The sequence below is a fragment of the Streptomyces sp. NPDC096048 genome, assembly GCF_044763415.1.
Taxonomy (GTDB): domain Bacteria; phylum Actinomycetota; class Actinomycetes; order Streptomycetales; family Streptomycetaceae; genus Streptomyces.
Genome location: NZ_JBIWGG010000011.1, coordinates 323,033 through 345,464, shown reverse-complemented (window position 1 = coordinate 345,464; position 22,432 = coordinate 323,033). Strand labels below are relative to the sequence as shown.

The 22,432-nt window shown below is 71.5% G+C and carries 21 protein-coding genes; 13 read left to right on the top strand and 8 right to left on the bottom strand.

Features of this window, described 5'->3' with window-relative positions:
- Positions 1 to 43: 43 nt before the first annotated feature.
- Together ACIQ6R_RS29825 and ACIQ6R_RS29820 are read right to left on the bottom strand one after the other, a co-directional pair.
- Positions 44 to 880, bottom strand: a complete 837-nt coding sequence (locus tag ACIQ6R_RS29825) for a glutamate ABC transporter substrate-binding protein (protein WP_404224679.1) — start codon at positions 878 to 880, stop codon at positions 44 to 46.
- A 91-nt stretch (positions 881 to 971) separates the two neighbouring features.
- On the bottom strand, positions 972 to 1,748 hold the full coding sequence (locus ACIQ6R_RS29820; RefSeq protein ID WP_404181421.1) for an amino acid ABC transporter ATP-binding protein: 777 nt from the start codon (positions 1,746 to 1,748) through the stop codon (positions 972 to 974).
- Between the two features lie 288 nt (positions 1,749 to 2,036).
- Here ACIQ6R_RS29820 and ACIQ6R_RS29815 point away from each other — a divergent pair, with 288 nt between their 5' ends.
- The gene (locus ACIQ6R_RS29815; RefSeq protein WP_404181424.1) at positions 2,037 to 2,723 is read left to right on the top strand and encodes a response regulator transcription factor; all 687 of its coding nucleotides are present in this window, start codon (positions 2,037 to 2,039) and stop codon (positions 2,721 to 2,723) included.
- A gap of 9 nt (positions 2,724 to 2,732) precedes the next feature.
- Positions 2,733 to 4,187: an ATP-binding protein gene (locus tag ACIQ6R_RS29810; protein ID WP_404224678.1), complete on the top strand. Its 1,455-nt coding sequence runs from the start codon at positions 2,733 to 2,735 to the stop codon at positions 4,185 to 4,187.
- Here ACIQ6R_RS29810 and ACIQ6R_RS29805 read toward each other — a convergent pair.
- The gene (locus tag ACIQ6R_RS29805; RefSeq protein ID WP_404224676.1) at positions 4,166 to 5,161 is read right to left on the bottom strand and encodes a TAXI family TRAP transporter solute-binding subunit; all 996 of its coding nucleotides are present in this window, start codon (positions 5,159 to 5,161) and stop codon (positions 4,166 to 4,168) included. The genes ACIQ6R_RS29810 and ACIQ6R_RS29805 overlap by 22 nt on opposite strands.
- 108 nt (positions 5,162 to 5,269) lie before the next feature.
- Between ACIQ6R_RS29805 and ACIQ6R_RS29800 the strand changes: the two genes are divergently transcribed.
- A complete protein-coding gene (locus ACIQ6R_RS29800; RefSeq protein ID WP_404224674.1) occupies positions 5,270 to 5,698 on the top strand; it encodes a MazG nucleotide pyrophosphohydrolase domain-containing protein in 429 nt (142 codons plus the stop codon).
- Positions 5,699 to 5,870: 172 nt separating this feature from the next.
- Here the strand turns inward: ACIQ6R_RS29800 and ACIQ6R_RS29795 are convergent, their stop codons facing one another.
- Entirely contained in the window at positions 5,871 to 7,103 is a 1,233-nt protein-coding gene (locus tag ACIQ6R_RS29795) for a cation:proton antiporter (protein ID WP_404224673.1), read from the bottom strand.
- Between the two features lie 4 nt (positions 7,104 to 7,107).
- Positions 7,108 to 7,593 carry a cation:proton antiporter regulatory subunit gene (locus tag ACIQ6R_RS29790; protein WP_404181438.1) on the bottom strand — a complete coding sequence of 162 codons (486 nt, stop codon included), beginning with the start codon at positions 7,591 to 7,593 and terminating at the stop codon, positions 7,108 to 7,110.
- 111 nt (positions 7,594 to 7,704) lie between these two features.
- On the opposite strand from ACIQ6R_RS29790, the gene ACIQ6R_RS29785 reads away from it, so the two are divergent.
- From ACIQ6R_RS29785 to ACIQ6R_RS29770, 4 genes are all read left to right on the top strand, one after another.
- Positions 7,705 to 8,847 (top strand): sensor histidine kinase, encoded by a 1,143-nt coding sequence (locus ACIQ6R_RS29785; protein WP_404224671.1) that lies wholly within the window; start codon positions 7,705 to 7,707, stop codon positions 8,845 to 8,847.
- The gene (locus ACIQ6R_RS29780; protein ID WP_404224669.1) at positions 8,847 to 9,506 is read left to right on the top strand and encodes a response regulator; all 660 of its coding nucleotides are present in this window, start codon (positions 8,847 to 8,849) and stop codon (positions 9,504 to 9,506) included. Before ACIQ6R_RS29785 ends, ACIQ6R_RS29780 begins: the two co-directional genes overlap by 1 nt.
- 67 nt (positions 9,507 to 9,573) lie before the next feature.
- Entirely contained in the window at positions 9,574 to 11,091 is a 1,518-nt protein-coding gene (gene miaB / locus ACIQ6R_RS29775) for a tRNA (N6-isopentenyl adenosine(37)-C2)-methylthiotransferase MiaB (RefSeq protein ID WP_404224667.1), read from the top strand.
- 49 nt (positions 11,092 to 11,140) lie between these two features.
- Positions 11,141 to 11,863 carry a class III extradiol dioxygenase subunit B-like domain-containing protein gene (locus ACIQ6R_RS29770; protein WP_404224665.1) on the top strand — a complete coding sequence of 241 codons (723 nt, stop codon included), beginning with the start codon at positions 11,141 to 11,143 and terminating at the stop codon, positions 11,861 to 11,863.
- A 119-nt stretch (positions 11,864 to 11,982) separates the two neighbouring features.
- On the opposite strand, the gene ACIQ6R_RS29765 is transcribed toward ACIQ6R_RS29770, so the two are convergent.
- Together ACIQ6R_RS29765 and ACIQ6R_RS29760 are read right to left on the bottom strand one after the other, a co-directional pair.
- Positions 11,983 to 12,291 (bottom strand): antitoxin, encoded by a 309-nt coding sequence (locus tag ACIQ6R_RS29765; RefSeq protein WP_404181453.1) that lies wholly within the window; start codon positions 12,289 to 12,291, stop codon positions 11,983 to 11,985.
- A 24-nt stretch (positions 12,292 to 12,315) separates the two neighbouring features.
- A complete protein-coding gene (locus ACIQ6R_RS29760) occupies positions 12,316 to 12,489 on the bottom strand; it encodes a hypothetical protein (protein ID WP_404224663.1) in 174 nt (57 codons plus the stop codon).
- A 303-nt stretch (positions 12,490 to 12,792) separates the two neighbouring features.
- On the opposite strand from ACIQ6R_RS29760, the gene miaA reads away from it, so the two are divergent.
- The 6 genes from miaA to hflX all read left to right on the top strand — a co-directional run bounded on the left by miaA (position 12,793) and on the right by hflX (position 21,067).
- Positions 12,793 to 13,731 carry a tRNA (adenosine(37)-N6)-dimethylallyltransferase MiaA gene (gene miaA / locus ACIQ6R_RS29755; protein WP_404224661.1) on the top strand — a complete coding sequence of 313 codons (939 nt, stop codon included), beginning with the start codon at positions 12,793 to 12,795 and terminating at the stop codon, positions 13,729 to 13,731.
- 107 nt (positions 13,732 to 13,838) lie between these two features.
- Positions 13,839 to 14,339, top strand: coding sequence for a hypothetical protein (locus ACIQ6R_RS29750; RefSeq protein ID WP_404224719.1), 501 nt, complete (start codon positions 13,839 to 13,841; stop codon positions 14,337 to 14,339).
- Positions 14,340 to 14,444: 105 nt separating this feature from the next.
- Positions 14,445 to 15,329, top strand: a complete 885-nt coding sequence (gene dapF / locus ACIQ6R_RS29745) for a diaminopimelate epimerase (RefSeq protein WP_404181461.1) — start codon at positions 14,445 to 14,447, stop codon at positions 15,327 to 15,329.
- A 216-nt stretch (positions 15,330 to 15,545) separates the two neighbouring features.
- Positions 15,546 to 17,714, top strand: coding sequence for a RelA/SpoT family protein (locus tag ACIQ6R_RS29740; RefSeq protein WP_404224659.1), 2,169 nt, complete (start codon positions 15,546 to 15,548; stop codon positions 17,712 to 17,714).
- A gap of 186 nt (positions 17,715 to 17,900) precedes the next feature.
- Positions 17,901 to 19,427 carry a M1 family metallopeptidase gene (locus ACIQ6R_RS29735; RefSeq protein ID WP_404224658.1) on the top strand — a complete coding sequence of 509 codons (1,527 nt, stop codon included), beginning with the start codon at positions 17,901 to 17,903 and terminating at the stop codon, positions 19,425 to 19,427.
- A gap of 146 nt (positions 19,428 to 19,573) precedes the next feature.
- Positions 19,574 to 21,067, top strand: a complete 1,494-nt coding sequence (gene hflX, locus ACIQ6R_RS29730; RefSeq protein WP_404181470.1) for a GTPase HflX — start codon at positions 19,574 to 19,576, stop codon at positions 21,065 to 21,067.
- 76 nt (positions 21,068 to 21,143) lie between these two features.
- Here hflX and ACIQ6R_RS29725 read toward each other — a convergent pair whose 3' ends face one another.
- Complete coding sequence (locus ACIQ6R_RS29725; RefSeq protein WP_404224657.1) at positions 21,144 to 22,355, bottom strand: trypsin-like serine peptidase; 1,212 nt, start codon at positions 22,353 to 22,355, stop codon at positions 21,144 to 21,146.
- Positions 22,356 to 22,432 lie beyond the last annotated feature (77 nt).

The following is a 22,432-nucleotide window of genomic DNA, read 5'->3' as shown; positions in this document are numbered from 1 at the left end:
CGCCGCCCCTTCCGGTGGGCGGCGCACCCTGTCAGGCGCTGCTTCAGCTCTTGATGTCGCCGATCTTGGGCGCCGGCTCGTTCTTGTAGTTGGCCGGGCCGAGGTTGTCCTTGACGGCCTTGTCCCAGGACTTGTCGGCGACCATCTCCTCCAGAGCCTTGTTGATCTTGTCCTTGAGGTCGCTGCCCTTCTTGACGCCAATGCCGTAGTTCTCGTTCGTCAGCTTGAAGCCGCCGAGCTTGAACTTGCCCTTGAACTGCTTCTGGGAGGCGTAACCGGCGAGGATCGAGTCGTCGGTGGTCAGCGCGTCGACGGCGCCGTTCTGCAGGCCGGGCAGGCAGGCGGAGTACGCCGGGTACGGCTGCAGCTGGGCCTTGGGCGCCAGCTTCTCCTTGACGTTCTGGGCCGAGGTCGAGCCGGTGACCGAGCAGAGCTTGGCGTCGTTCAGGTCCTCCGGCGTCTTGATCTTGTCGTCGTCGGCGCGCAGCAGCACGTCCTGGTGGGCGAGCAGGTACGGGCCGGCGAAGTCGACCTTCTCCTGGCGCTGCGGAGTGATCGAGTACGTGGCGGCGATGAAGTCGACGTCACCGCGCTGCAGCATGGTCTCGCGGTCGGCGCTCTTCGACTCCTTCCACTCGATCTGGTCCTCGGTGTAGCCGAGCTTCTTGGCGACGTACGTGGCGACGTCGACGTCGAAGCCCTCGTAGCCGTCGGGGGTCTTCTGGCCGAGGCCCGGCTGGTCGAACTTGATACCGATGGTGATCTTCTTGTCGTCGCCACCCGAGGAGCCGCTGTCCCCGTCGTCGGAGCCGCACGCGGTGGCGGTCAGGGCGAGGGCGAACACGGTGGCCGAGGCGGCGGTGACCTTGCGGAGCTTCATGGTGAACATCCTTTGACTGTGATCAGACGATCAGAGGCGAGAGGCGAGCCGGCTGGAGCGCGGGCGACACGGACGTCGGACCCGCACCGTGTCAGTGGTGCAGGATCTTCGACAGGAAGTCCTTGGCGCGGTCGCTGCGCGGATTGCTGAAGAACTGGTCCGGCGTGGCCTCTTCGACGATGCGGCCGTCCGCCATGAACACCACGCGGTTCGCCGCCGACCGGGCGAAGCCCATCTCGTGCGTGACGACGACCATGGTCATGCCCTCACGGGCGAGCTGCTTCATGACCTCCAGGACCTCGTTGATCATCTCGGGGTCGAGAGCCGACGTCGGCTCGTCGAAGAGCATGACCTTCGGGTCCATGGCCAGCGCCCGCGCGATGGCGACGCGCTGCTGCTGACCGCCGGAGAGCTGCGCGGGGTACTTGTCCGCCTGGGCGCTCACGCCGACGCGGTCGAGCAGGGAGCGGGCCTTCTCCTCGGCCTTCTTGGCGTCGGCCTTGCGGACCTTGACCTGGCCCAGGGTGACGTTCTCGAGCACGGTCTTGTGCGCGAAGAGATTGAAGGACTGGAAAACCATGCCGACGTCGGCCCGCAGCCTGGCGAGCTCCTTGCCCTCGGCGGGCAGGGGCTTGCCGTCGATCGCGATCGATCCTGAGTCGATGGTCTCCAGGCGGTTGATGGTGCGGCACAGGGTGGACTTGCCGGACCCGGAGGGCCCGATGACCACGACAACCTCGCCGCGGGTGATCGTCAGGTCGATGTCCTGGAGCACGTGCAACGCGCCGAAGTGCTTGTTGACACTCTTCAGGACGACCAGTTCGCCGGTCGCGGCCACATCTTCCTTGGCCACCGATACTTCGGTCATCGCTCTCGGGCTCCGTCCTCCTCGGTTTCGGAGGACAGTAGTAACGCCTATCGACCTGCGTCTCTACATCTGAGGGGAATCTGAGCATCACGATCCGATAGCAATCGGACACGAGTCGTAGCACTTGTGAGCAGGGCGCATATCGGCCGGATAACTTCGAGCGGCCGCAACCGGAAGTCTCTTGACGCCGTCCCCCTCCATCGGCGTCACTGCACAAGGTGCCCGCGCGCGTGCACATGTCTTTCCACCCACGCCGAGCGTACGGCCGATGAACCGAAGGGAGCCCGGATGAGACTGCTGCTCGTCGAGGACGACAACCACGTGGCCGCCGCTCTGTCCGCGATCCTGGCACGGCACGGCTTCGACGTCACCCACGCGCGCAGCGGCGAGGAGGCACTCCAGGCGCTCGTCCCCGAGGTCGACTGCTTCGGCGTCGTCCTGCTCGACCTCGGACTGCCCGACCAGGACGGCTATGAGGTCTGCGGCAAGATCCGCAAGCGCACCAGCACCCCGGTCATCATGGTCACCGCCCGCTCCGACGTCCGCTCCCGCATCCACGGCCTCAACCTGGGCGCCGACGACTACGTGGTCAAGCCGTACGACACCGGAGAGCTGCTCGCCCGGATCCACGCCGTCAGCCGGCGCACCGCCCACGAGGACACCACCGGGAGCACCGAGACCGTGGTGCGCCTCGGCCCGGTGCGTATCGAGCTGCCGACACGCCAGGTCACCGTGGACGGTTCGGTTGTCCAACTGACCCGCAAGGAGTTCGACCTCCTCGCCCTGCTCGCACAACGCCCCGGAGTGGTCTTCCGCCGGGAGCAGATCATCAGCGAGGTGTGGCGCACCAGCTGGGAGGGGACCGGGCGCACGCTGGAGGTGCACGTCGCCTCGCTGCGCGCCAAGCTGCGCATGCCGGCGCTCATCGAAACCGTCCGCGGCGTCGGCTACCGCCTCGTCGCCCCCGCCGGGTAGCGGGGCCGGGTGCGCACACGCCTGCTCCCGCTGCTCATCGTCCTGATGGCGGCCGTACTGCTCGCGCTCGGCGTTCCGCTCGGCGTCAGCGTCGCCCGCGCGGAGCAGCAGAAGGTCGTCATCGACCGCATAGACGACACGGCACGCTTCGCCGCGCTCGCCCAGTTCGTCACCGAGGACGTGCCGGGCGGATCGCGCCGGACGACCACGGACGAGCGCCTGGAGACCCTGCAGACCGAGCTCATCAGCTACTACGAGGTCTACGGCATCAAGGCCGGCGTCTTCTACCGCAACCACATCCCGATGGCCAACGCGCCGACGACCTGGTTCCTCCCCCAGACCGGCGAGGTGCGCGACTCCTTCGACGAGGCACTGCTCAGCCGCCGCAGCCACGACCCGCAGCAGGTGTGGCCCTGGGAGGACGGCCGGCTCGTGGTCGCCTCGCCGGTCATCCGGGACGGGGACGTGGTCGCGGTCGTGGTCACCGACTCGCCCACCGACTCGATGCGCTCGCGCACCCTGCGCGGCTGGCTGGTCATCGGCGCCGGGGAGATCGCCGCGATGCTGCTCGCCGTCGGCGCCGCGCTCCGGCTGACCGGGTGGGTGCTCAGGCCGGTACGCGTCCTGGACGCCACGACCCACGACATCGCCACCGGGCGGCTCAAGTCCCGGGTCGCGCCGGCCGGGGGACCGCCGGAGCTCAGACGCCTGGCCGGGTCGTTCAACGAGATGGCGGACCACGTGGAGGACGTGCTGGAGCAGCAGCGCGCCTTCGTCGCCGACGCCTCGCACCAGCTGCGCAACCCCCTCGCGGCGCTGCTGCTGCGGATCGAGCTGCTCGCCCTGGAACTGCCCGAGGACAACGAGGAGATCGCCTCCGTCCAGACCGAGGGCAAGCGCCTGGCCCGGGTCCTGGACGATCTGCTCGACCTGGCGCTGGCCGAGCACAGCCAGGCGGACCTCAAGGTCACCGACATCGGCGCGCTGGCCGCCGAGCGGGTGGCGGCCTGGTCGCCGACGGCCGGGGCCAAGGGCGTGCGGCTGGTGGGGGACTGCCCGCCGACCACGGGCTGGGCCGACCCGGTGACGCTGTCCAGCGCCCTGGACGCGGTCATCGACAACGCGGTGAAGTTCACACCGGCCGACGAGACCGTCCGGGTCACGGTCGCCTCCGTCGGGGACGCCACCACCGTCGTCGTCACCGACAACGGTCCCGGGCTGACCGACGAGGAGCTCGCGCGCGTGGGCGACCGGTTCTGGCGCAGCGGTCGGCATCAGAACATCAAGGGCTCCGGCCTCGGCCTGTCCATCTGCCGGGCGCTGCTCGCGGCGGGCGACGGCTCGATCGACTTCGGCCACCACGAGCCGCACGGCCTGGAGGTGACGGTCACGGTGCCGAGGTCCGGGCCGGGGGCGGTCACCGGGAGGGAACCGGAGCAGCCCTACGGCTTCACCGACCGGTAGTAGCGCCGGGCACCCTCGTGCAGCTCCAGCGGGTCGGTGTAGATTGCCGTGCGCAGGTCCACCAGCTGCGCGGAGTGCACGGTCGCCCCGATGCCGTCGCGGCTGTCGAGCACGGTCCGGGTCAGCCACTCGGTGAGCCGCGGATCCATGTCCGCGCGGGTCACCAGAAGGTTGGACACCGCCATCGTGGGCACCACGGCGCCGTTCTGCACGGTGGGGTATGCCGACTCCGGCATGTTGGTGGTCCGGTAGTAGCGGGTCGCGCCGCCTGACTCGTGCAGTTTGGTGACGAGGTCCTCGCCGATCGGGACGAACCGGAAGGCGGAGGTCTCCGCGATCTGCTTGAGCCCGTCCGTCGGCACGCCGCCCGACCAGAAGAACGCGTCGAGCTCGTCGCCCAGCCGTCCCGGGCCTGTGTCGATCCCGTCCGCGCGGGGCGTGATGTCCTTCTCCGGGTCGATGCCCACGGCCTTCAGCAGCCGGGTGGCGATCAGCCGTACGCCGGAGTTCGGCAGCCCGATGGCCACCCTCTTGCCGCGCAGGTCGGCGACGGACTGGATGTCCGAGTCACTCGGCACCACGAGCTGCACGTAGTCGTCGTAGAGGCGGGTGACACCGCGCAGTCCCTCGGCACCGGCACGGCCGGCGATCTTGTACGTTTCCACGGCGTCGGCCGCGGCGATCGTGAAGTCGGCCTCCCCGGACGCCACCCGCTCGACGTTCTCCTGCGAGCCCGCGCTGGTCATCAACCGCACCTTCAGGTCCGGCATGTCCTTGCGCAGCTCGGCGCGCAGCAGTTCGCCATACTTCTGATAGACGCCCGCACGCGTGCCCGTGCTGAACGTGATCGCCCCGCCCGGCGGTTCCTCGCCCAGTGGCAGCAGCCACCACAGCAGCAGCCCGAGGGCGACGGCACCGGCGACCGTGCCCTGGACGGCACGGCGTCCGCCGATACGGGAGAGCAGCGAGGACATGTGCGCGATCCTGCCAGCCCGCAACCCGGCTGACCAGGGCGGAGCTCACACGGCGACCGTGCGGGAGCGCGACGCCGACTGTCAGTGGCGCTCGCTACAGTCGTCGGCATGAGCTCCTCGCCCGCCGACCTGGTACGCGCCTTCCACCTCGCCTTCGGGCTGGACGCCCGCAGCACTCCGGCCGAGGTCTCACCCGACCTGGCCGCCCACAGAGGCGAGCTGCTCGCCGAGGAGGCCGCCGAGGTCGCCGAGGTGTCGGTGACAGGCCCGCTCGACCGGCTCGCGCACGAACTGGCGGACGTGGTCTACGTCGCCTACGGCACGGCGCTCGTCCACGGCATCGACCTCGACGAAGTGATCGCCGAGATCCACCGCTCCAACATGACCAAGCTGGGTCCCGACGGCCGGGTCAGCCGCAGAGCCGACGGCAAGGTCCTCAAGGGCGACCACTACGAGGCACCGGACGTGGCGGGCGTACTGCGCCGGCAGGGATGGACACCGCGGACGGCGGAGGTCCTGGAGACGCCGGGCGCCTGACACGGGTGCGGGGCGCGGTTACGTCGAGACCCGCGCGAGTCGAGACCCGCGCGAGCGCGCGCGGCTCGCAACGTAACCGCTGCCGTCCCCGCTGCCGCCGACGTACGACACGACGACCCCGGCACCCGCGTACCGGGGTCGTGTCGGGGTCGTACCGAGGTCCTCGCGGGGGTCAGTCGCCCACCGACGCCTCCGCCCCCGCCGTCCGCGGCGCCCCCTCGGGAACGCCGCCGGGGCGGTCGGGATTGTCCCGGCGACGGAACAGCCGGGACGCCAGCGGCTCGGTGAAGCGGGCGGTGAGGGGGCCGAGGACGACCAGGATGAGGACGTAGGCCGTGGCCAGTGGTCCCAGGGACGGTTCGATGCCGGCCGAGACCGCGAGGCCCGCGATGACGATCGAGAACTCGCCGCGCGCCACCAGCGCACCACCCGCGCGCCAGCGGCCCTTGACGGAGATCCCGGACCGCCGGGCGGCCCAGTACCCGGTGGCGATCTTCGTCACTGCGGTGAGCAGAGCCAGGGCGAGAGCGGGCAGCAGGACCGGCGGAATGCTGGCCGGATCGGTGTGCAGCCCGAAGAAGACGAAGAAGACCGCGGCGAACAGGTCCCGCAGCGGGCTCAGCAGCGTGTGCGCGCCCTCCGCGACCTCTCCGGACAGCGCGATTCCCACGAGGAACGCGCCCACGGCGGCCGACACCTGGAGCTGCTGCGCGACGCCCGCGACCAGGATCGTCAGGCCCAGCACCACCAGCAGCAGCTTCTCCGGGTCGTCGCTGGAGACGAACCGCGAGATCACCCGGCCGTAACGCAGCGCCACGAACAGCACCGCGCCCGCCGCGGCCAGCGCGATCGCCAGCGTGATGCTCCCGGTCATCAGCCCGGCACCGGCCACCAGAGCCGTGACGATCGGCAGGTACACCGCCATCGCCAGGTCCTCCAGGACCAGCACGCTCAGGATCACCGGGGTCTCGCGGTTGCCGACGCGGCCGAGGTCGCCGAGCACCTTGGCGATGACACCGGACGACGAGATCCACGTCACCCCGGCCAGTACGACGGCCGCCACCGGACTCCAGCCCAGCAGCAGTGCCGCCACCGCACCCGGCACGGCGTTGAGGGCGCAGTCGACGAGGCCGGCCGGGTAGTGGGCCTTCAGGTTGGTGACAAGGTCGCTGGCCGTGTACTCCAGGCCCAGCATCAGCAGCAGGAGGATGACGCCGATCTCGGCGCCGGCGGCGACGAACTCCTCACTCGCGCCCAGCGGCAGCAGGCCGCCCTCCCCGAACGCCAGCCCGGCCAGCAGGTACAGCGGGATGGGGGAGAGGCGGTAACGGCCGGCGAACCGGCCGAGCAGCCCGAGCCCCAGAATGATGGAACCGAACTCGATCAGCAGAACCGCGGAGTGCACCGGCTCACTCCTGCCCGAGTATCGCCGCGGCGGCGTCGACGCCCTCGCGGGTACCGATGACGATCACGGTGTCACCACCCACCAGCCGGAAGTCCGGCGCCGGCGACGGAATGGCCTCGGCCCGCCGCAGCACCGCGACGATGGACGCGCCGGTCTCGGTCCGCATGCACGTCTCGCCGAGCGGGCGCCCGTTCCACCGGGACGTCGCGGACACCTCGATCCGCTCGGCGACCAGCCCGAGGTCAGTGGTGTAGAGCAGGCTGGGGCTGTGGTGGGAAGGCTTCAGCGCGTCGATCAGGGCGCCCGCCTCCGCGCCGGCCAGCCGCAGCGAGTGGGCACAGGAATCGGGGTCGTCGGCCCGGTACATGTTCACCGTGCGGGAGCCGTCGCGGTGTGCCACCACCGACAGATGGCGGTGTTCGCGGGTCACCAGGTCGTACTGGACCCCGATACCCGGCAGCGGCGTCGCCCTCAGGCGTGGAGCTGACACGAGCTTTCCCCTCATTCGTCTTGCTTCCCTCACCGCGCTTCCGGCACGTGAGGCACGTGAGCGACGTGCTCGCGGCCTCGCCATGCTGTCATCCGCACGTACGGTGACGATATGGGTGTCGTGACGGATATACGCAGCCGGTCGTGGGCGGCGAAGCTGGCTGCGGCGGTGTCGTGCGCGAAGACCGGGAGGAGCGGGAAGAGGACCGTGTCGCTGTTCTGGCGGATCTTCTCGCTCAACGCCGCGGGTCTGGTCGTCGCCACAGCGCTGCTGCTCGGACCGGTCACCGTTTCGACGCCTGTCCTGCCCGGGGAAGCGCTGGTCCTGCTGGCGGGCCTCGCGGCGCTGCTGGCCGGCAACGCGGTCGTCCTGCGCATAGGACTCACCCCGCTGCACCGGCTCGGCCGGTCCATGGCCACCGCCGACCTGCTGGTGCCAGGGGCCCGCCCGACGGTCGCCGGACCGGCCGAGGCGGCGCAGCTGATCGCGACGTACAACACGATGCTGGACCGGCTCCAGGCCGAACGTGCCGCCGGCGCCGGCCGCGCCCTGCACGCCCAGGAACGCGAACGCCACCGCATCGCCCGCGAGCTCCACGACGAGGTCGGTCAGACTCTCACGGCCGTCCTTCTTCAGCTGAAGCGCGTCGCCGACCGGGTGCCCGGCGAACTGCGCGAGGAAGTGTCCCTCGCGCAGGAGGCCACCCGGGACGGCCTCGACGAGATCCGCCGCATCGCCCGTCGCCTGCGCCCTGGTGTCCTGGAGGAGCTCGGCCTCGCCAGCGCCCTGCGCTCGCTCGCCGCCGAGTTCACACACCACGGGCTGACCGTCCACCACCACGTCGCCGGCGACCTGCCGCCGCTCGCCCCGGAGGCGGAACTCGTGCTCTACCGGGTCGCCCAGGAGGGCCTGACCAATACCGCCCGCCATGCCGCCGCGGACCGCGCGGAGCTCAGCCTCCGCCCGCTGCCCGACGGCGTCGAACTGCTCGTACGCGACAACGGCTCCGGTCTCGGTGCGGCCTCCGAGGGCGCCGGCCTCCGCGGCATGCGCGAACGTGCCCTGCTGATAGGAGCCGAGATCCACTTCGAATCCGCCCCCGTACGGGGCACCGACGTACGCCTGCGCGTCCCCGCCCCGCCGGGGGGCCGATCCGGAGACCGGGGCGTGGACGCGGTCGGGGACCGATGCGCGAACCAGGCCGTGGACGCGACCGGGGACCGATCCCAAGACCGGACCGGAGACCGCCCCTGATGCCCGTCCGGCCCCCGATCCGCGTCCTGCTCGCCGACGACCACACCCTCGTACGCCGCGGAGTGCGCCTCATCCTGGACGGCGAACCGGACCTGACCGTCGTCGCCGAGGCCGGTGACGGGGCCGAGGCGGTCGCGGCGGCCCGGACCACCGAGGTCGACCTGGCCGTCCTGGACGTCGCCATGCCCCGCATGACCGGCCTCCAGGCGGCCCGCGAACTCTCCCGCCGCCGGCCCGAGCTGCGCATCCTCATCCTGACCATGTACGACAACGAGCAGTACTTCTTCGAGGCCCTCAAGGCCGGTGCCTGCGGCTACGTCCTCAAGTCCGTCGCCGACCGCGACCTGGTCGAGGCGTGCAGGGCGGCCGTACGCGACGAGCCGTTCATCTATCCGGGGGCCGAACGGGCCCTGGTCCGCTCCTACCTGGACCGTCTGCACAGCGGCGGTGGCCTGCCCGAGCGGCCCATCACCGAACGCGAGGAGGAGATCCTCAAGCTCGTCGCCGAGGGTCACACCTCCAAGGAGATCGGCGAGCTGCTGTTCATCAGTGCCAAGACCGTCGAACGCCACCGTGCCAACCTGCTCCAGAAGCTCGGCGTCCGCGACCGCCTGGAGCTCACCCGGTACGCGATCCGCGCGGGTCTCATCGAGCCCTGACCAGCCCCGACCCCGGTTGTCCACAGGTGGCCCGGGCCATCGCCGCCGAGCGCCTACCCTTATTGCCATGAGCAGCATCGACCGGAGCCAGTCAGTGGGCGGCACGCGCACCTATGAAGTACGCACCTACGGGTGCCAGATGAACGTCCACGACTCCGAGCGATTGTCCGGGCTGCTGGAGGAAGCGGGCTACGTCCGCGCCCCCGAGAGTGCCGACGGCGACGCGGACGTCGTCGTCTTCAACACCTGCGCCGTGCGGGAGAACGCCGACAACAAGCTGTACGGCAACCTCGGCCACCTCGCCCCGAAGAAGGCGAGTCGCCCCGGGATGCAGATCGCGGTCGGCGGCTGCCTGGCGCAGAAGGACCGCGACACCATCGTGAAGCGGGCGCCCTGGGTGGACGTCGTCTTCGGCACGCACAACATCGGCAAGCTGCCGGTGCTGCTGGAGCGCGCCCGCGTGCAGGAGGAGGCGCAGGTCGAGATCGCCGAGTCCCTGGAGGCGTTCCCGTCCACGCTGCCGACCCGGCGCGAGAGCGCCTACGCGGCCTGGGTCTCCATCTCCGTCGGCTGCAACAACACCTGCACCTTCTGCATCGTCCCGGCGCTGCGCGGCAAGGAGAAGGACCGACGTCCCGGCGACATCCTCGCCGAGGTCGAGGCCCTGGTCGCCGAGGGCGTCTCCGAGATCACCCTCCTCGGGCAGAACGTCAACGCCTACGGCTCCGACATCGGCGACCGCGAGGCGTTCAGCAAGCTGCTGCGGGCCTGCGGGAAGATCGACGGCCTGGAGCGCGTCCGCTTCACCTCCCCGCACCCGCGCGACTTCACCGACGACGTCATCGCCGCCATGGCCGAGACGCCCAACGCGATGCCGCAGCTGCACATGCCGCTCCAGTCCGGCTCCGACCCGGTGCTGAAGGCGATGCGCCGCTCCTACCGCCAGGAGCGCTACCTCGGGATCATCGAGAAGGTGCGGGCCGCCATCCCGCACGCGGCGATCACCACCGACATCATCGTGGGCTTCCCCGGCGAGACCGAGGAGGACTTCCAGCAGACCCTGCACGTGGTGCGCGAAGCCCGGTTCGCCCAGGCCTTCACCTTCCAGTACTCCAAGCGGCCCGGCACCCCGGCCGCCGAGATGGACGGCCAGATCCCCAAGGCCGTCGTCCAGGAGCGCTACGAGCGTCTCGTCGCCCTCCAGGAGGAGATCTCCTGGGAGGAGAACAAGAAGCAGGTCGGCCGCACCCTGGAGCTGATGGTCGCCGAGGGCGAGGGCCGCAAGGACGGCGCCACCCACCGCCTCTCCGGCCGCGCCCCCGACAACCGCCTGGTGCACTTCACCAAGCCCGACCAGGAGGTCCGCCCGGGCGACGTGGTGACGGTCGAGATCACCTACGCCGCTCCGCACCACCTCCTCGCGGAGGGCGAGGTGCTCGGTGTGCGCCACACGCGCGCGGGCGACGCCTGGGAGAAGCGCAACGCGGCCGAGCAGGCCAAACCCGTGGGCGTGATGCTGGGCCTGCCGAAGATCGGCGTTCCCGAGCCCCAGCCCGCGGTGGCGAGCGGCTGCGGCTGCGACTGACCGCAGGGCGTGCGGCGGCGGGCGGCGGCACGGGGCTACGCTGCCGATCATGCTTGTCGCCGCCGCCGTCTGTCCCTGCCCGCCGCTCCTCGTGCCGGAGGTGGCCGCGGGCGCCGCACCCGAGCTGGACGCCGCGCGTGCCGCCTGCACGGACGCGCTGGGTGTGCTCGCCGCGGCCCGGCCCGACCGGCTCGTGGTGGTCGGGCCCGACGACGGCACCGGTCCCGAGGTCTATCCGCAGGGCACGCGGGGCTCGTTCCGCGGATTCGGCGTGGATCTGGACGTGCGCCTGGGCGCGGACCTCGGTACGGAAGCGGAGCCGACCGGTCGCGAGCTGCCGTACGGGTTCGCCGTGGGAGCCTGGCTGCTCGGACGGACCGGGTGGGCCGACGCCCCCGTCGAGGGCATCGGTGTGGGGGAGGCCCTCCCCGCGGATCGCTGTGCGGCGCTCGGCCGGGACATCGCCGCCCGAGCCGGGCGGATCGCGCTGCTGGTGCTGGGCGACGCCAGCGCGTGCCGCACGCTCAAGGCCCCCGGGTACCTCGACGAGCGGGCGGCGCCCTTCGACGCGGAGGTGGGGCGCGCGCTGGCAGCGGCGGACGTGACCGCCCTCGCGGCGCTGGACATCGCGCTGGCCCGCGAGCTGAAGGTGTCCGGCCGGGCGCCCTGGCAGGTCCTCGCGGGCGCGGCCGAGGACTCGGCTCTCGCCGGCGTGCTGCTGTACGAGGACGCGCCGTACGGAGTGGGGTACGTCGCGGCCACCTGGTCGTAGGGAAGGCGGCCGCAGGACATCCGTGGCGCACGAGCCGGCGGACGGCCCGGAGCTGACCCGCTCGTGACCGTCCGCCGATGTGCCGTGACCCGCCCGTGTGCCGGAGCGCGGGGCGCGGGTCAGGAAGCCGGAGGCGGACCGGCCGGCGGGGTGCCGCCCGGGGTGGTACCACCCGGGGTGGTGCCCGGAGTGGTTCCGTCTCCGTCCATGCCACCGGTGTCCTTGTGGGCGAGGCGGTCCATGGCGCCCTTGGCCTTGCCGGTGCCCGTCTGGATCCGGTCGCTGTACTTGCCCTTGGTCCTCTCGTCGACGGTCTTCGCCACCTTGTCGAGACCGCGATCGATCTTGTCCCCGTGCTGCTGCGCGAGGTCGGAGACCTTGCCCTTCGCCGGTCCCAGTTTGGCCTTCAAGTTGTCCAGCAGACCCATGGTTCGCCTTCCCTCACGGGGCAGTCAGGTGCGGGCGCCCTTGTCGGCCTCGTTGTCGACGGCCTCCCCGGCGGACTGCTGCTTGGGGATGCCGACGCCCTCCGAGTCGGCGGACTCGTTGGCCTCGGCGGCCTCGGCGGCCTCGTCGGCCTCCGCGGGCTGTGCCGTGTTCCGGGGCCCGGCTTCGGTCGATTCCACGGTTTCTGCCGCGCTCGCCTCCGCCGCACGCTCGGGCTCCGGGGTATCGGCCGACGTCGCGGTGGCCGGCGCCTCCTCCGTGGTCTTCGACCTCCGAAAAAGCCGTGCAAAAACGCCCATATCAACTCCATACGTTACTCGTGCGGGCGAAATCCCGCGGCATCCGGTGCGTCCGTTTGCGTGGCCGGGGCCGTGGCCCCGGTGGTCCGGGGCGCGGGAACCTCGCAACGGGCAACGATCCCGGCCCCGCGCCGTCACGTAACTCGTTCGAGGGCCGGGCGAGAGGTTTGCGAGACTGGTGCGGTGAGCAGCGCACCCCCCGCCCCCCGCGTCATCGCCGTAGTCGGACCCACCGCGGCCGGAAAGTCCGATCTGGGCGTCTTCCTGGCCCAGCGGCTCGGCGGTGAGGTCGTCAACGCCGACTCCATGCAGCTCTACCGAGGGATGGACATCGGCACCGCCAAGCTGACGCCCGAGGAGCGCGGTGCCGTCCCGCACCACCTGCTCGACATCTGGGACGTGACGGTCACCGCATCCGTCGCCGAGTACCAGCGGCTCGCGCGGGAGCGGATCGACGCGCTGCTCGCCGACGGGCGCTGGCCGATCCTCGTCGGCGGCTCCGGCCTCTACGTCCGCGGGGCCGTCGACAACCTGGAGTTCCCCGGCACCGACCCCGAGGTCAGGGCCCGGCTGGAGGAGGAGCTCGCACTGCGCGGCTCGGGGTCGCTGCACGCCCGCCTGGCCGCCGCCGACCCGGGGGCCGGGCGGGCCATCCTGCCCAGCAACGGGCGCCGGATCGTGCGCGCCCTGGAGGTGATCGAGATCACCGGCAGGCCCTTCACCGCCACCCTCCCCGGCCACGACTCCGTCTACGACACCGTGCAGATCGGCGTCGACGTCGCGCGCCCCGAGCTGGACGAGCGCATCTCCCACCGCGTCGACCGGATGTGGGAGGCGGGTCTGGTCGAGGAGGTGCGCGCACTCGAGGCGCAGGGGTTGCGCGAGGGGCGTACGGCGTCGCGCGCGCTCGGCTACCAGCAGGTGCTCGCGGCGCTCGCCGGCGAGTGCACGCTGGACGACGCGCGGGCCGAGACCGTCCGTGCCACCAAACGCTTCGCGCGCCGTCAGGATTCGTGGTTCAGGCGCGACCCGCGGGTGCATTGGTTGAGTGGGGCTGTGGCGGATCGCACGGAACTTCCGCGGCTCGCCCTGTCGTTGGTCGAACGACCGGTTACAGCCTGATCACGTGATGGCATCGGGACGCCCCGGCCGTCATCCGGGCCTTCGGCGGCGTGCCATCATCGAGCTTCGATCGACCGAGTGAGTCCTAGTTGGGAGGGCGCGTGGCGATGGAGGCCGGCCCTCGTGACACCGCACCGAGCACCGAGCACGGCACCGCCGACCACGGCGGACCGGAGCCGGACGGAGCCGGTCTGACCCCCGACGGCCCCGACGAGACGCCGGAGGGCGTGGCGGCCGACGGTCCCGAGCCCGACGAGATGTACGGGGACGAGGTCGAGGTCGAGCTGCGTCCGCAGCGACGGCTGCGCATCTGGCAGCTCGCGCCCATCGTGTGCCTGGCCGCGGTCGGCTCCCTGATGTTCGCCTTCCCGCTCGCCTTCGACTTCGGCGACAGTGGCGCCGTGATCGCGATGCTCGGGTTGCTGATCTGCTCCTGCGCGGCCGGCTGGGGCATGATGGCCGCCCGCCGGGTCGGCTACACCTGGCCGGGTCTGCCGCAGCGCGGATCGGGGCGCCGTGCCGACTGGCGGATGATCGTCGTGTACGCCCTGGCGGTCGCGGCCGTCGTCGTCCTCGCCGTGTGGCGGGTGGCCCGCCTGCGGGGCTGACACGAGCCCACCGGCGCGGGGCCGTGCGCGGGTGCCCGCGTCCGAGCACGTCCCCCCTCGTCCACGCCTCGTCGTCCTGTCGTACCGACCCCGTACGATCGAGGAATGAGCACGCGGATCGCCTTCCTCAAGGGTCACGGCACCGAGAACGACTTCGTGATCGTCCCGGACCCGGAGAACGCCATCGACCTGCCCCCGGCGGCCGTCGCCGCCCTGTGCGACCGCCGCGCGGGCATCGGCGGCGACGGACTGCTGCACGTGGTGCGGTCCGCGGCACACCCCGAGGCCAAGGACATGGCGGCCGACGCGGAGTGGTTCATGGACTACCGCAACGGCGACGGATCGGTCGCGGAGATGTGCGGCAACGGCGTGCGGGTCTTCGCGCGCTACCTCCAGCGCGCCGGGCACGTCGCCGAGGGCGACCTCACCATCGCCACGCGCGGGGGCGTGAAGCGCGTTCACCTCGCGAAGAACGGCGACGTGACCGTGGGCATGGGCCGCGCTCTGCTCCCCGAGGGCGACGTCGTGGTGAGCGTCGACGGACGCAGCTGGCCCGCGCGGAACGTGAACATGGGCAACCCGCACGCGGTCGCCTTCGTCGCCGACCTCGCTCACGCGGGCGACCTGTACTCCCCGCCGCCCCACGAGCCCGCCACCGCCTACCCGGACGGCGTCAACGTCGAGTTCGTGGTCGACCGCGGCCCCCGGCACGTCGCGATGCGCGTGCACGAGCGCGGCTCCGGGGAGACCCGTTCCTGCGGCACGGGCGCGTGCGCCGTCGCCGTCGCGACCGCCCGCAGGGACGGCGCCGACCCGGCGGTCACCGGCACCCCGGCGACGTACACGGTCGACGTGCCCGGCGGCACCCTGGTGATCACCGAGCGCCCCGACGGCGAGATCGAGATGACGGGCCCCGCCGTGATCGTCGCCGCCGGAGAGTTCGACTCCGCGTGGCTGGAGGGGGTACTCGTCCGAACCACGACCCGGTGAACCACAGCCCGGTCCATGACACTCAGTGCGAAAACGTAAACCCTCGGACCATCGCTCGAATGGGTGATCCGTTTCACGCTCGGCGAGAGGCGGTCAGCCGCACGTGATGGGCTCGATAGCATCAAGCACCGGCCCGGACGGGGGACCGACACCATCCCCTGAGCCGTGTCCGCCCTGGGATACCCCGTCCGCCGGTCCGTGCAGCCGGAGGTGCCCATGAATGCGGAGGCCGTGAATCCAGCGAGCCCAGGCCCTGTGACGCCCGCGGTCAACGGCGCCGTCGCGCCGACGGCGCCCCGCCGGAAGGCCCGCCCCCGGATCGACCTGCGCCGCCTGGGCCGCGCCGCACTGCTCGGCTCCGCCACCCGCGGCCGGCTGCCCGACGCCATCGGCCACGTCGTCGAGGCCCACCGCGCCCACTACCCCGACGCTGACCTCGACCCGCTGCGCCGCGCCTACGTGCTGGCAGAGTCCTCGCACCGCGGCCAGATGCGCAAGAGCGGCGAGCCGTACATCACCCACCCCCTCGCCGTGACCCTGATCCTCGCCGAGCTGGGTGCGGAGACCACCACGCTGACCGCCTCCCTCCTCCACGACACCGTCGAGGACACCGAGGTGACCCTCGACCAGGTCGGCGAGCAGTTCGGCGCCGAGGTCCGCTACCTCGTCGACGGCGTCACCAAGCTGGAGAAGGTCGACTACGGCGCCGCCGCCGAGCCCGAGACCTTCCGCAAGATGCTCCTCGCCACCGGCAACGACGTCCGCGTGATGTCGATCAAACTCGCCGACCGGCTCCACAACATGCGCACCCTCGGCGTCATGCGCAAGGAGAAACAGGAGCGCATCGCCAAGGTGACCCGGGACGTGCTCATCCCGCTCGCCGAGCGGCTGGGCGTACAGGCGCTCAAGTCCGAGCTGGAGGACCTCGTCTTCGCGGTCATGCACCCCGAGGAGTACGAGCACACGCGGGAGCTGATCGACGAGAACGCCGCCCGCGCGGACGACCCGCTCACCGCGGTCGCCGACGAGGTGCGCAAGGTGCTGCGCGAGGCCGACATCACCGCCGAAGTCCTCATCCGGCCGCGGCACTTCGTCTCCCTGCACCGCGTCTCCCGCAAACGCGACCCGCTGCGCGGCGCCGATTTCGGCCGCCTCCTGGTGCTCGTGCAGGAGGACGCCGACTGCTACGCCGTCCTCGGTGAACTGCACACCTGCATGACGCCCGTCGTGTCGGAGTTCAAGGACTTCATCGCCGTACCCAAGTTCAACCTGTACCAGTCGCTGCACACCGCGGTGGCCCGCGCACAGGACGGCCAGGTCGTCGAGGTCCTCATCCGCACCCACCAGATGCACAAGGTCGCCGAGGCGGGTGTCGTCGCGCTCGGCAACCCCTACGCGCCGCCGTCGGAGGAGCAGACCGCGGGTGACGGCGAGCGCGCCGACCCGACCCGGCCCGGCTGGCTCTCCCGGCTGCTCGACTGGCAGCGGGGCGCCCCCGATCCCGACACCTTCTGGTCCACCCTCCGCGCGGACCTCGCACAGGACCGCGAGATCACCGTGTTCCGGCCCGACGGCGGCACCCTCGGCCTGCCCGAGGGCGCGACCTGCGTGGACGCCGCGTACGCCCAGTACGGCGAGGACGCGCACGCGTGCATGGGCGCCCGGGTCAACGGCCGCCTGGCGACCATGAGCACGGTGCTGAGGGACGGTGACACCGTGCAGCTCCTGATGGGCCAGGACCCCGCCTCCGAGCCCTCCAAGGAGTGGCTGGAGCACGCCCACACACCTGCCGCGCGGATCGCCATTCAGCGCCGGCTCGCGGCCCACCCCGCGCAGCCGCCCGCCGAAGCGGAGGCGACGTCCCGAGGTCCAGCCGCCGGTGACGCACCCGTCTCGCGCCCGACGCCCGACAGACCGGCCGCCCGTCGCGCCTCCGCCGACGTGCTCGTCGACCCGCCGGGTGCGACCGTACGGCTGGCCGGCTGCTGCACGCCCGTACCGCCCGACGAGATCACCGGCTTCGCGGTGCGCGGGGGAGTGGTGACCGTGCACCGCGCGGAGTGCGCTGTGGTGGCGCGAATGAAGAGTGCGGGGCGCGCGGAGGTCGGCGTGCGCTGGGGGGAGAGCACACAGTGCCGGGTCACCCTGCTCGCCGAATCGTTCGGCCGCCCGCACCTGCTGGCCGACCTCACCGAGGCCATGGCGGTCGAAGGTGCCGAGATCGTCTCGGCGACGGTCGAACCCCCCGACCGGCAGCGGGTCCGCCACACCTACACCGTCCTGCTCCCGGACGCCGCCCGGCTGCCCGCCCTCATGCGCGCGATGCGCGACGTGGCCGGGGTGTACGACGTGAGCAGAGCGCAGCCGCAGACCACGGAGGTCTGAGCCGCGCCCGGACCGGGACCGGTGGGTCGTGTCCGGGCGAGGGGTACCCGGCAGGGTCGCGTCCGGGTGGATCGCGTCCGGGCGGGTCATACCCGTGCGGGGCGTCGGCCGCCGGGACGTACCCGTTCGGGTGTTCCGGGCGCGCGCCGTCGCCGCAGCGCACGTACGCGCTGATAGCCGTGGGGGATGCTGCACACCCCTCACCCCCCGACTCCGCGGCCCCGCGCGTGGTCCCGCCGCCGGCTCAGGGCCGCGGCGCTGCTCGCCTCGGCCGTCTCCGTCTGCCTGGTCGCCGCGAGCGCCCCGCCGGCCCCCCTGGGCGTCGGCGACCGCCTCTTCCCGCACCTGGGCAACCCCGGCTACGACGTGGCGGCCTACGACCTGTCCTTCACGTACTCCGGCAGCAACAGCGAACCGCTGAAGGCCGTCACCATCATCGACGCCCGGACGACGGCCGACCTGGAGCGGGTCAACCTCGACTTCGCCCACGGCAAGGTCGACTCCGTCGAGGTCGACGGCGAGCCCGCCGGTTTCGCCACGGCCGGCGAGGACCTCGTCGTCACGCCCGAGGACGCGCTCGACGAGGGCGAGTGGACGCGGATCACCGTGCGGCACAGCAGCGACCCCGTGTACCCCGAGGACCGCCAGGGCGGCTGGGTGCGCACCGCCGACGGCCTCGCCATGGCCAACCAGGCCGACGTCGCGCACCTGGTGTTCCCCTGCAACGACCACCCCTCCGACAAGGCGCGTTTCACCTTCCGCGTCACCGCCCCCGACGGGCTCACGGCCGTGGCCAACGGCCTGCCGACCGGCGTGGACCCGACCGGCGGAGCGACCACCTGGACGTACCGCACCGAGCACCCCATGGCCACCGAGCTGGCCCAGGTGTCGATCGGCCGCTCCACGGTGCTGCACCGCACCGGCCCGCACGGACTGCCCGTCCGGGACGTCGTGCCGACGAAGCACCGCGCGGCGCTCGAACCGTGGCTGAAGAAGACCCCCGACCAGATCGCCTGGATGGAGGACAAGGTCGGGCGCTACCCCTTCGAGACGTACGGCCTGCTCATGGCCGACGCCACCACCGGATTCGAACTCGAGACCCAGACGCTCTCCCTCTTCGAGCGGGAGCTGTTCACCGAGCCCGCCTACCCCGCCTGGTACGTCGAGTCGATCATGGTGCACGAGCTGGCCCACCAGTGGTTCGGCAACAGTGTCAGCCCGGGCACCTGGTCCGACCTGTGGCTCAACGAGGGACACGCCACCTGGTACGAGGCGCTGTACGCGGAGGAGACCGCGGACAAGCCCATGGCGGCGCGCATGAAGGCCGCCTACGGCGCCTCCGACCGCTGGCGCACGGCGGGCGGACCGCCGGCCGCGCCGAAGCCGCCGAAGAACGGCAGCAAGACGGGCATCTTCCGCTCCAACGTGTACGACGGTGCCGCCCTGGTGCTCTACGCCCTGCGTCAGGAGATCGGCCGCCCGGCCTTCGAGCGCGTCGAACGGGCCTGGGTCACCCGTCACCGGGACGGCACGGCGTCGACCGCCGACTTCGTCCGGCTCGCCTCCGAGATCTCCGGCCGCGACCTGGGCGACTTCTTCCAGGCCTGGCTGTACGGCGAGAAGACCCCGCCCATGCCCGGCCACCCGGACTGGAAGCCGACGGCGACCGACCGGGCGCCGGCGGCTGCCACGGGGAAGACGCACGGGGAATAAGCCGGTGACGAGACGGCCCGTGCCGTGCGACCATCTTCGGGACGGCACGGCAGGGGCCGCGGGAATCTCCCCGGCGGCTCGTGCGTTGTGCTGAGTGTCGCGGTACTCATGCCGCGCGAATCGTTTCCCAGCTGCGTAAGGATCCAATGACCTCCTCTTCTTCCCCCTCCCAGGACACCGAGCGTCTCGAGCAGACCTATCCCGAGGGCCTCCGGGCCGATGCCCTGATGGAAGAGGACGTCGCCTGGAGCCACGACATCGACCCCAAGTGGGACGGCGAGCAGTTCGACCGCTCCGACCGCGCGGCGCTGCGCCGGGTGGTGGGCCTGTCCACCGAACTCGAGGACGTCACCGAGGTCGAGTACCGCCAGCTCCGTCTGGAGCGGGTCGTCCTCGTCGGCGTGTGGACCTCGGGCACCGTGCAGGACGCGGAGAACTCCCTCGCCGAGCTGGCCGCCCTCGCGGAGACCGCCGGCGCGCTCGTGCTCGACGGCGTCGTCCAGCGCCGCGACAAGCCCGACGCGGCCACCTACATCGGCTCCGGCAAGGCCGAGGAACTGCGGGACGTCGTCCACGACACGGGCGCGGACACCGTCATCTGCGACGGTGAGCTCAGCCCGGGACAGCTGATCCACCTCGAGGACGTCGTCAAGGTCAAGGTCATCGACCGTACGGCCCTGATCCTGGACATCTTCGCCCAGCACGCCAAGTCCCGAGAGGGCAAGGCGCAGGTCGCGCTCGCACAGATGCAGTACATGCTGCCGCGGCTGCGCGGCTGGGGTCAGTCGCTGTCCCGGCAGATGGGCGGCGGCAAGGGCGGCGGCCTCGCCACCCGTGGCCCCGGTGAGACCAAGATCGAGACGGACCGGCGCCGGATCCGCGAGAAGATGGCGAAGATGCGCCGGGAGATCGCGGAGATGAAGACCGGCCGCGAGATCAAGCGCCAGGAGCGCAAGCGCCACAAGGTGCCGTCCGTCGCCATCGCGGGCTACACCAACGCCGGCAAGTCCTCGCTGCTCAACCGCCTCACGGGCGCGGGCGTGCTGGTGGAGAACGCGCTGTTCGCCACCCTGGACCCGACCGTGCGCCGCGCGGAGACGCCGAGCGGACGGCTGTACACCCTGGCGGACACCGTCGGCTTCGTCCGGCACCTGCCGCACCACCTGGTCGAGGCGTTCCGCTCCACGATGGAGGAGGTCGGCGACTCCGACCTGATCCTGCACGTGGTGGACGGTTCGCACCCGGCCCCGGAGGAGCAGCTGGCCGCCGTGCGCGAGGTGATCAGGGACGTCGGCGCCACCGGCGTGCCCGAGATCGTCGTGATCAACAAGGCCGACATGGCCGACCCGCTGGTGCTCCAGCGGCTGCTGCGGGTCGAGAAGCGGTCCATCGCGGTCTCGGCGCGCACCGGCCGGAACATCGACGAGCTGCTCGCGCTGATCGACAACGAGCTGCCGCGCCCGTCGGTCGAGATCGAGGCGCTCGTGCCGTACACCCGCGGCAAGCTGGTCGCCCGCGCTCATGACGAGGGCGAGGTGATCTCCGAGGAGCACACCCCGGAGGGAACCCTGCTCAAGGTGCGGGTGCACGAGGAACTGGCGGCGGAGCTCACGCCGTTCGTTCCGGCGCCGCTCGCCTAGGCTCGGTCGCACAGCGACGACGAGGGCCCGCCCCCTGCCGGCCAGGGGGCGGGCCCTCAGCACGTGTACGTGCGGGTCACCGACCGCCGTACGTCTTGCTCATGTTCTGGTACATCGCCTCGGCCTCCGGGCCCAGCTGCGGACCCGCCAGCCAGGTGTTCTCCAGCGGGCCGATCGAGGTGTTCGAGACCAGCTTGGTCTCGCCGTCCACCACCCGGAACCAGCCGCCGCCCGACGAACCGCCGGTCATGGTGCAGCCGATGCGGTACATCGTCGGCAGCGACGGGCTCAGCGACAGCCGGCCGGGCCGGTCGACGCACCTGAACATCTTCAGGCCGTTGTACGGCGCGGCGGCCGGGTAGCCCCAGGCGCCCATGCTGGCGACCTCCGTCGCGGAGGGGGCGGAGAAGTCCACCTCCAGCGCGGCGCCGACCGTCTCCTCCAGCGACTTGCTGCCCTGCTCCGGCTTCACGTGCAGCACGGAGTAGTCGTACGCGGCGCCGTCGCCGCCGTCCTCCGCACCGCCCTGGATCCACTGGTTGGAGGTCGAGGCCCAGTCGGCCCACCAGGTGCCGTACGGGGCCATCTCGGTGGTCGCCGCGCCCGCCAGTTCCGTCTCGGACTTGCCGAGGTCGTTGTAGGAGGGCACGAAGGCGATGTTGCGGTACCAGCCGCCGCTGCCACCGGCGTGCACGCAGTGGCCCGCCGTCCACACCAGGTTGGACTTGCCCGGGTTGTTCGCGTCCTTGACGACGGTGCCGGAGCAGACCATCGAACCCTCGGGGGAGTCGAAGAAGACCTTGCCGACCGGGGCCGCGTTGTCGTGGTAGGGCGTTTTCTCGGCCACGGCCTCGACGGGCGCCGGCTCCGGGTCGGTGGCGCCCTGGTCGGCGGCGGTGTCCTTGGTCGTGACGGTCTTGTCGGCCTCCGTCGCGGACCGCATCCGGTCCGGCTTCCACAGGCCCTCGATCACCGGGTTGACGAAGTCCTTGGCCTCAGTGAGCCACTTGTCCTTGTCCCAGTTCTTCCAGCCGCCGTCCTTCCACTGGTCGACGTCGATGCCGTGCTTCTTGAGCCGGTCCGCGAGGCCGGCCGGGACCTCGACCTTGCCGTCGCCGCCGGTGTCGGCGGCCTGCGAGGTGCCGCCGCTGGGCTTGGCGTCGGCCTCGTCCTGCTCCGAACCGCCACAGGCGGTCGCGGTGAGCGCCAGGGCGGCGACGAGACCGGTGGCGGCGAGCGCGGTGCGCCGCCGGTGCCGTGGAGCGGCGGGCGCTGGTGCGGAACGCATGGTGGGACCCCCGTTGAAACGTATGAATGCGGAACGCATGGATGCGGAACGTACGAATGCAGAGCGCACGGAGCAGA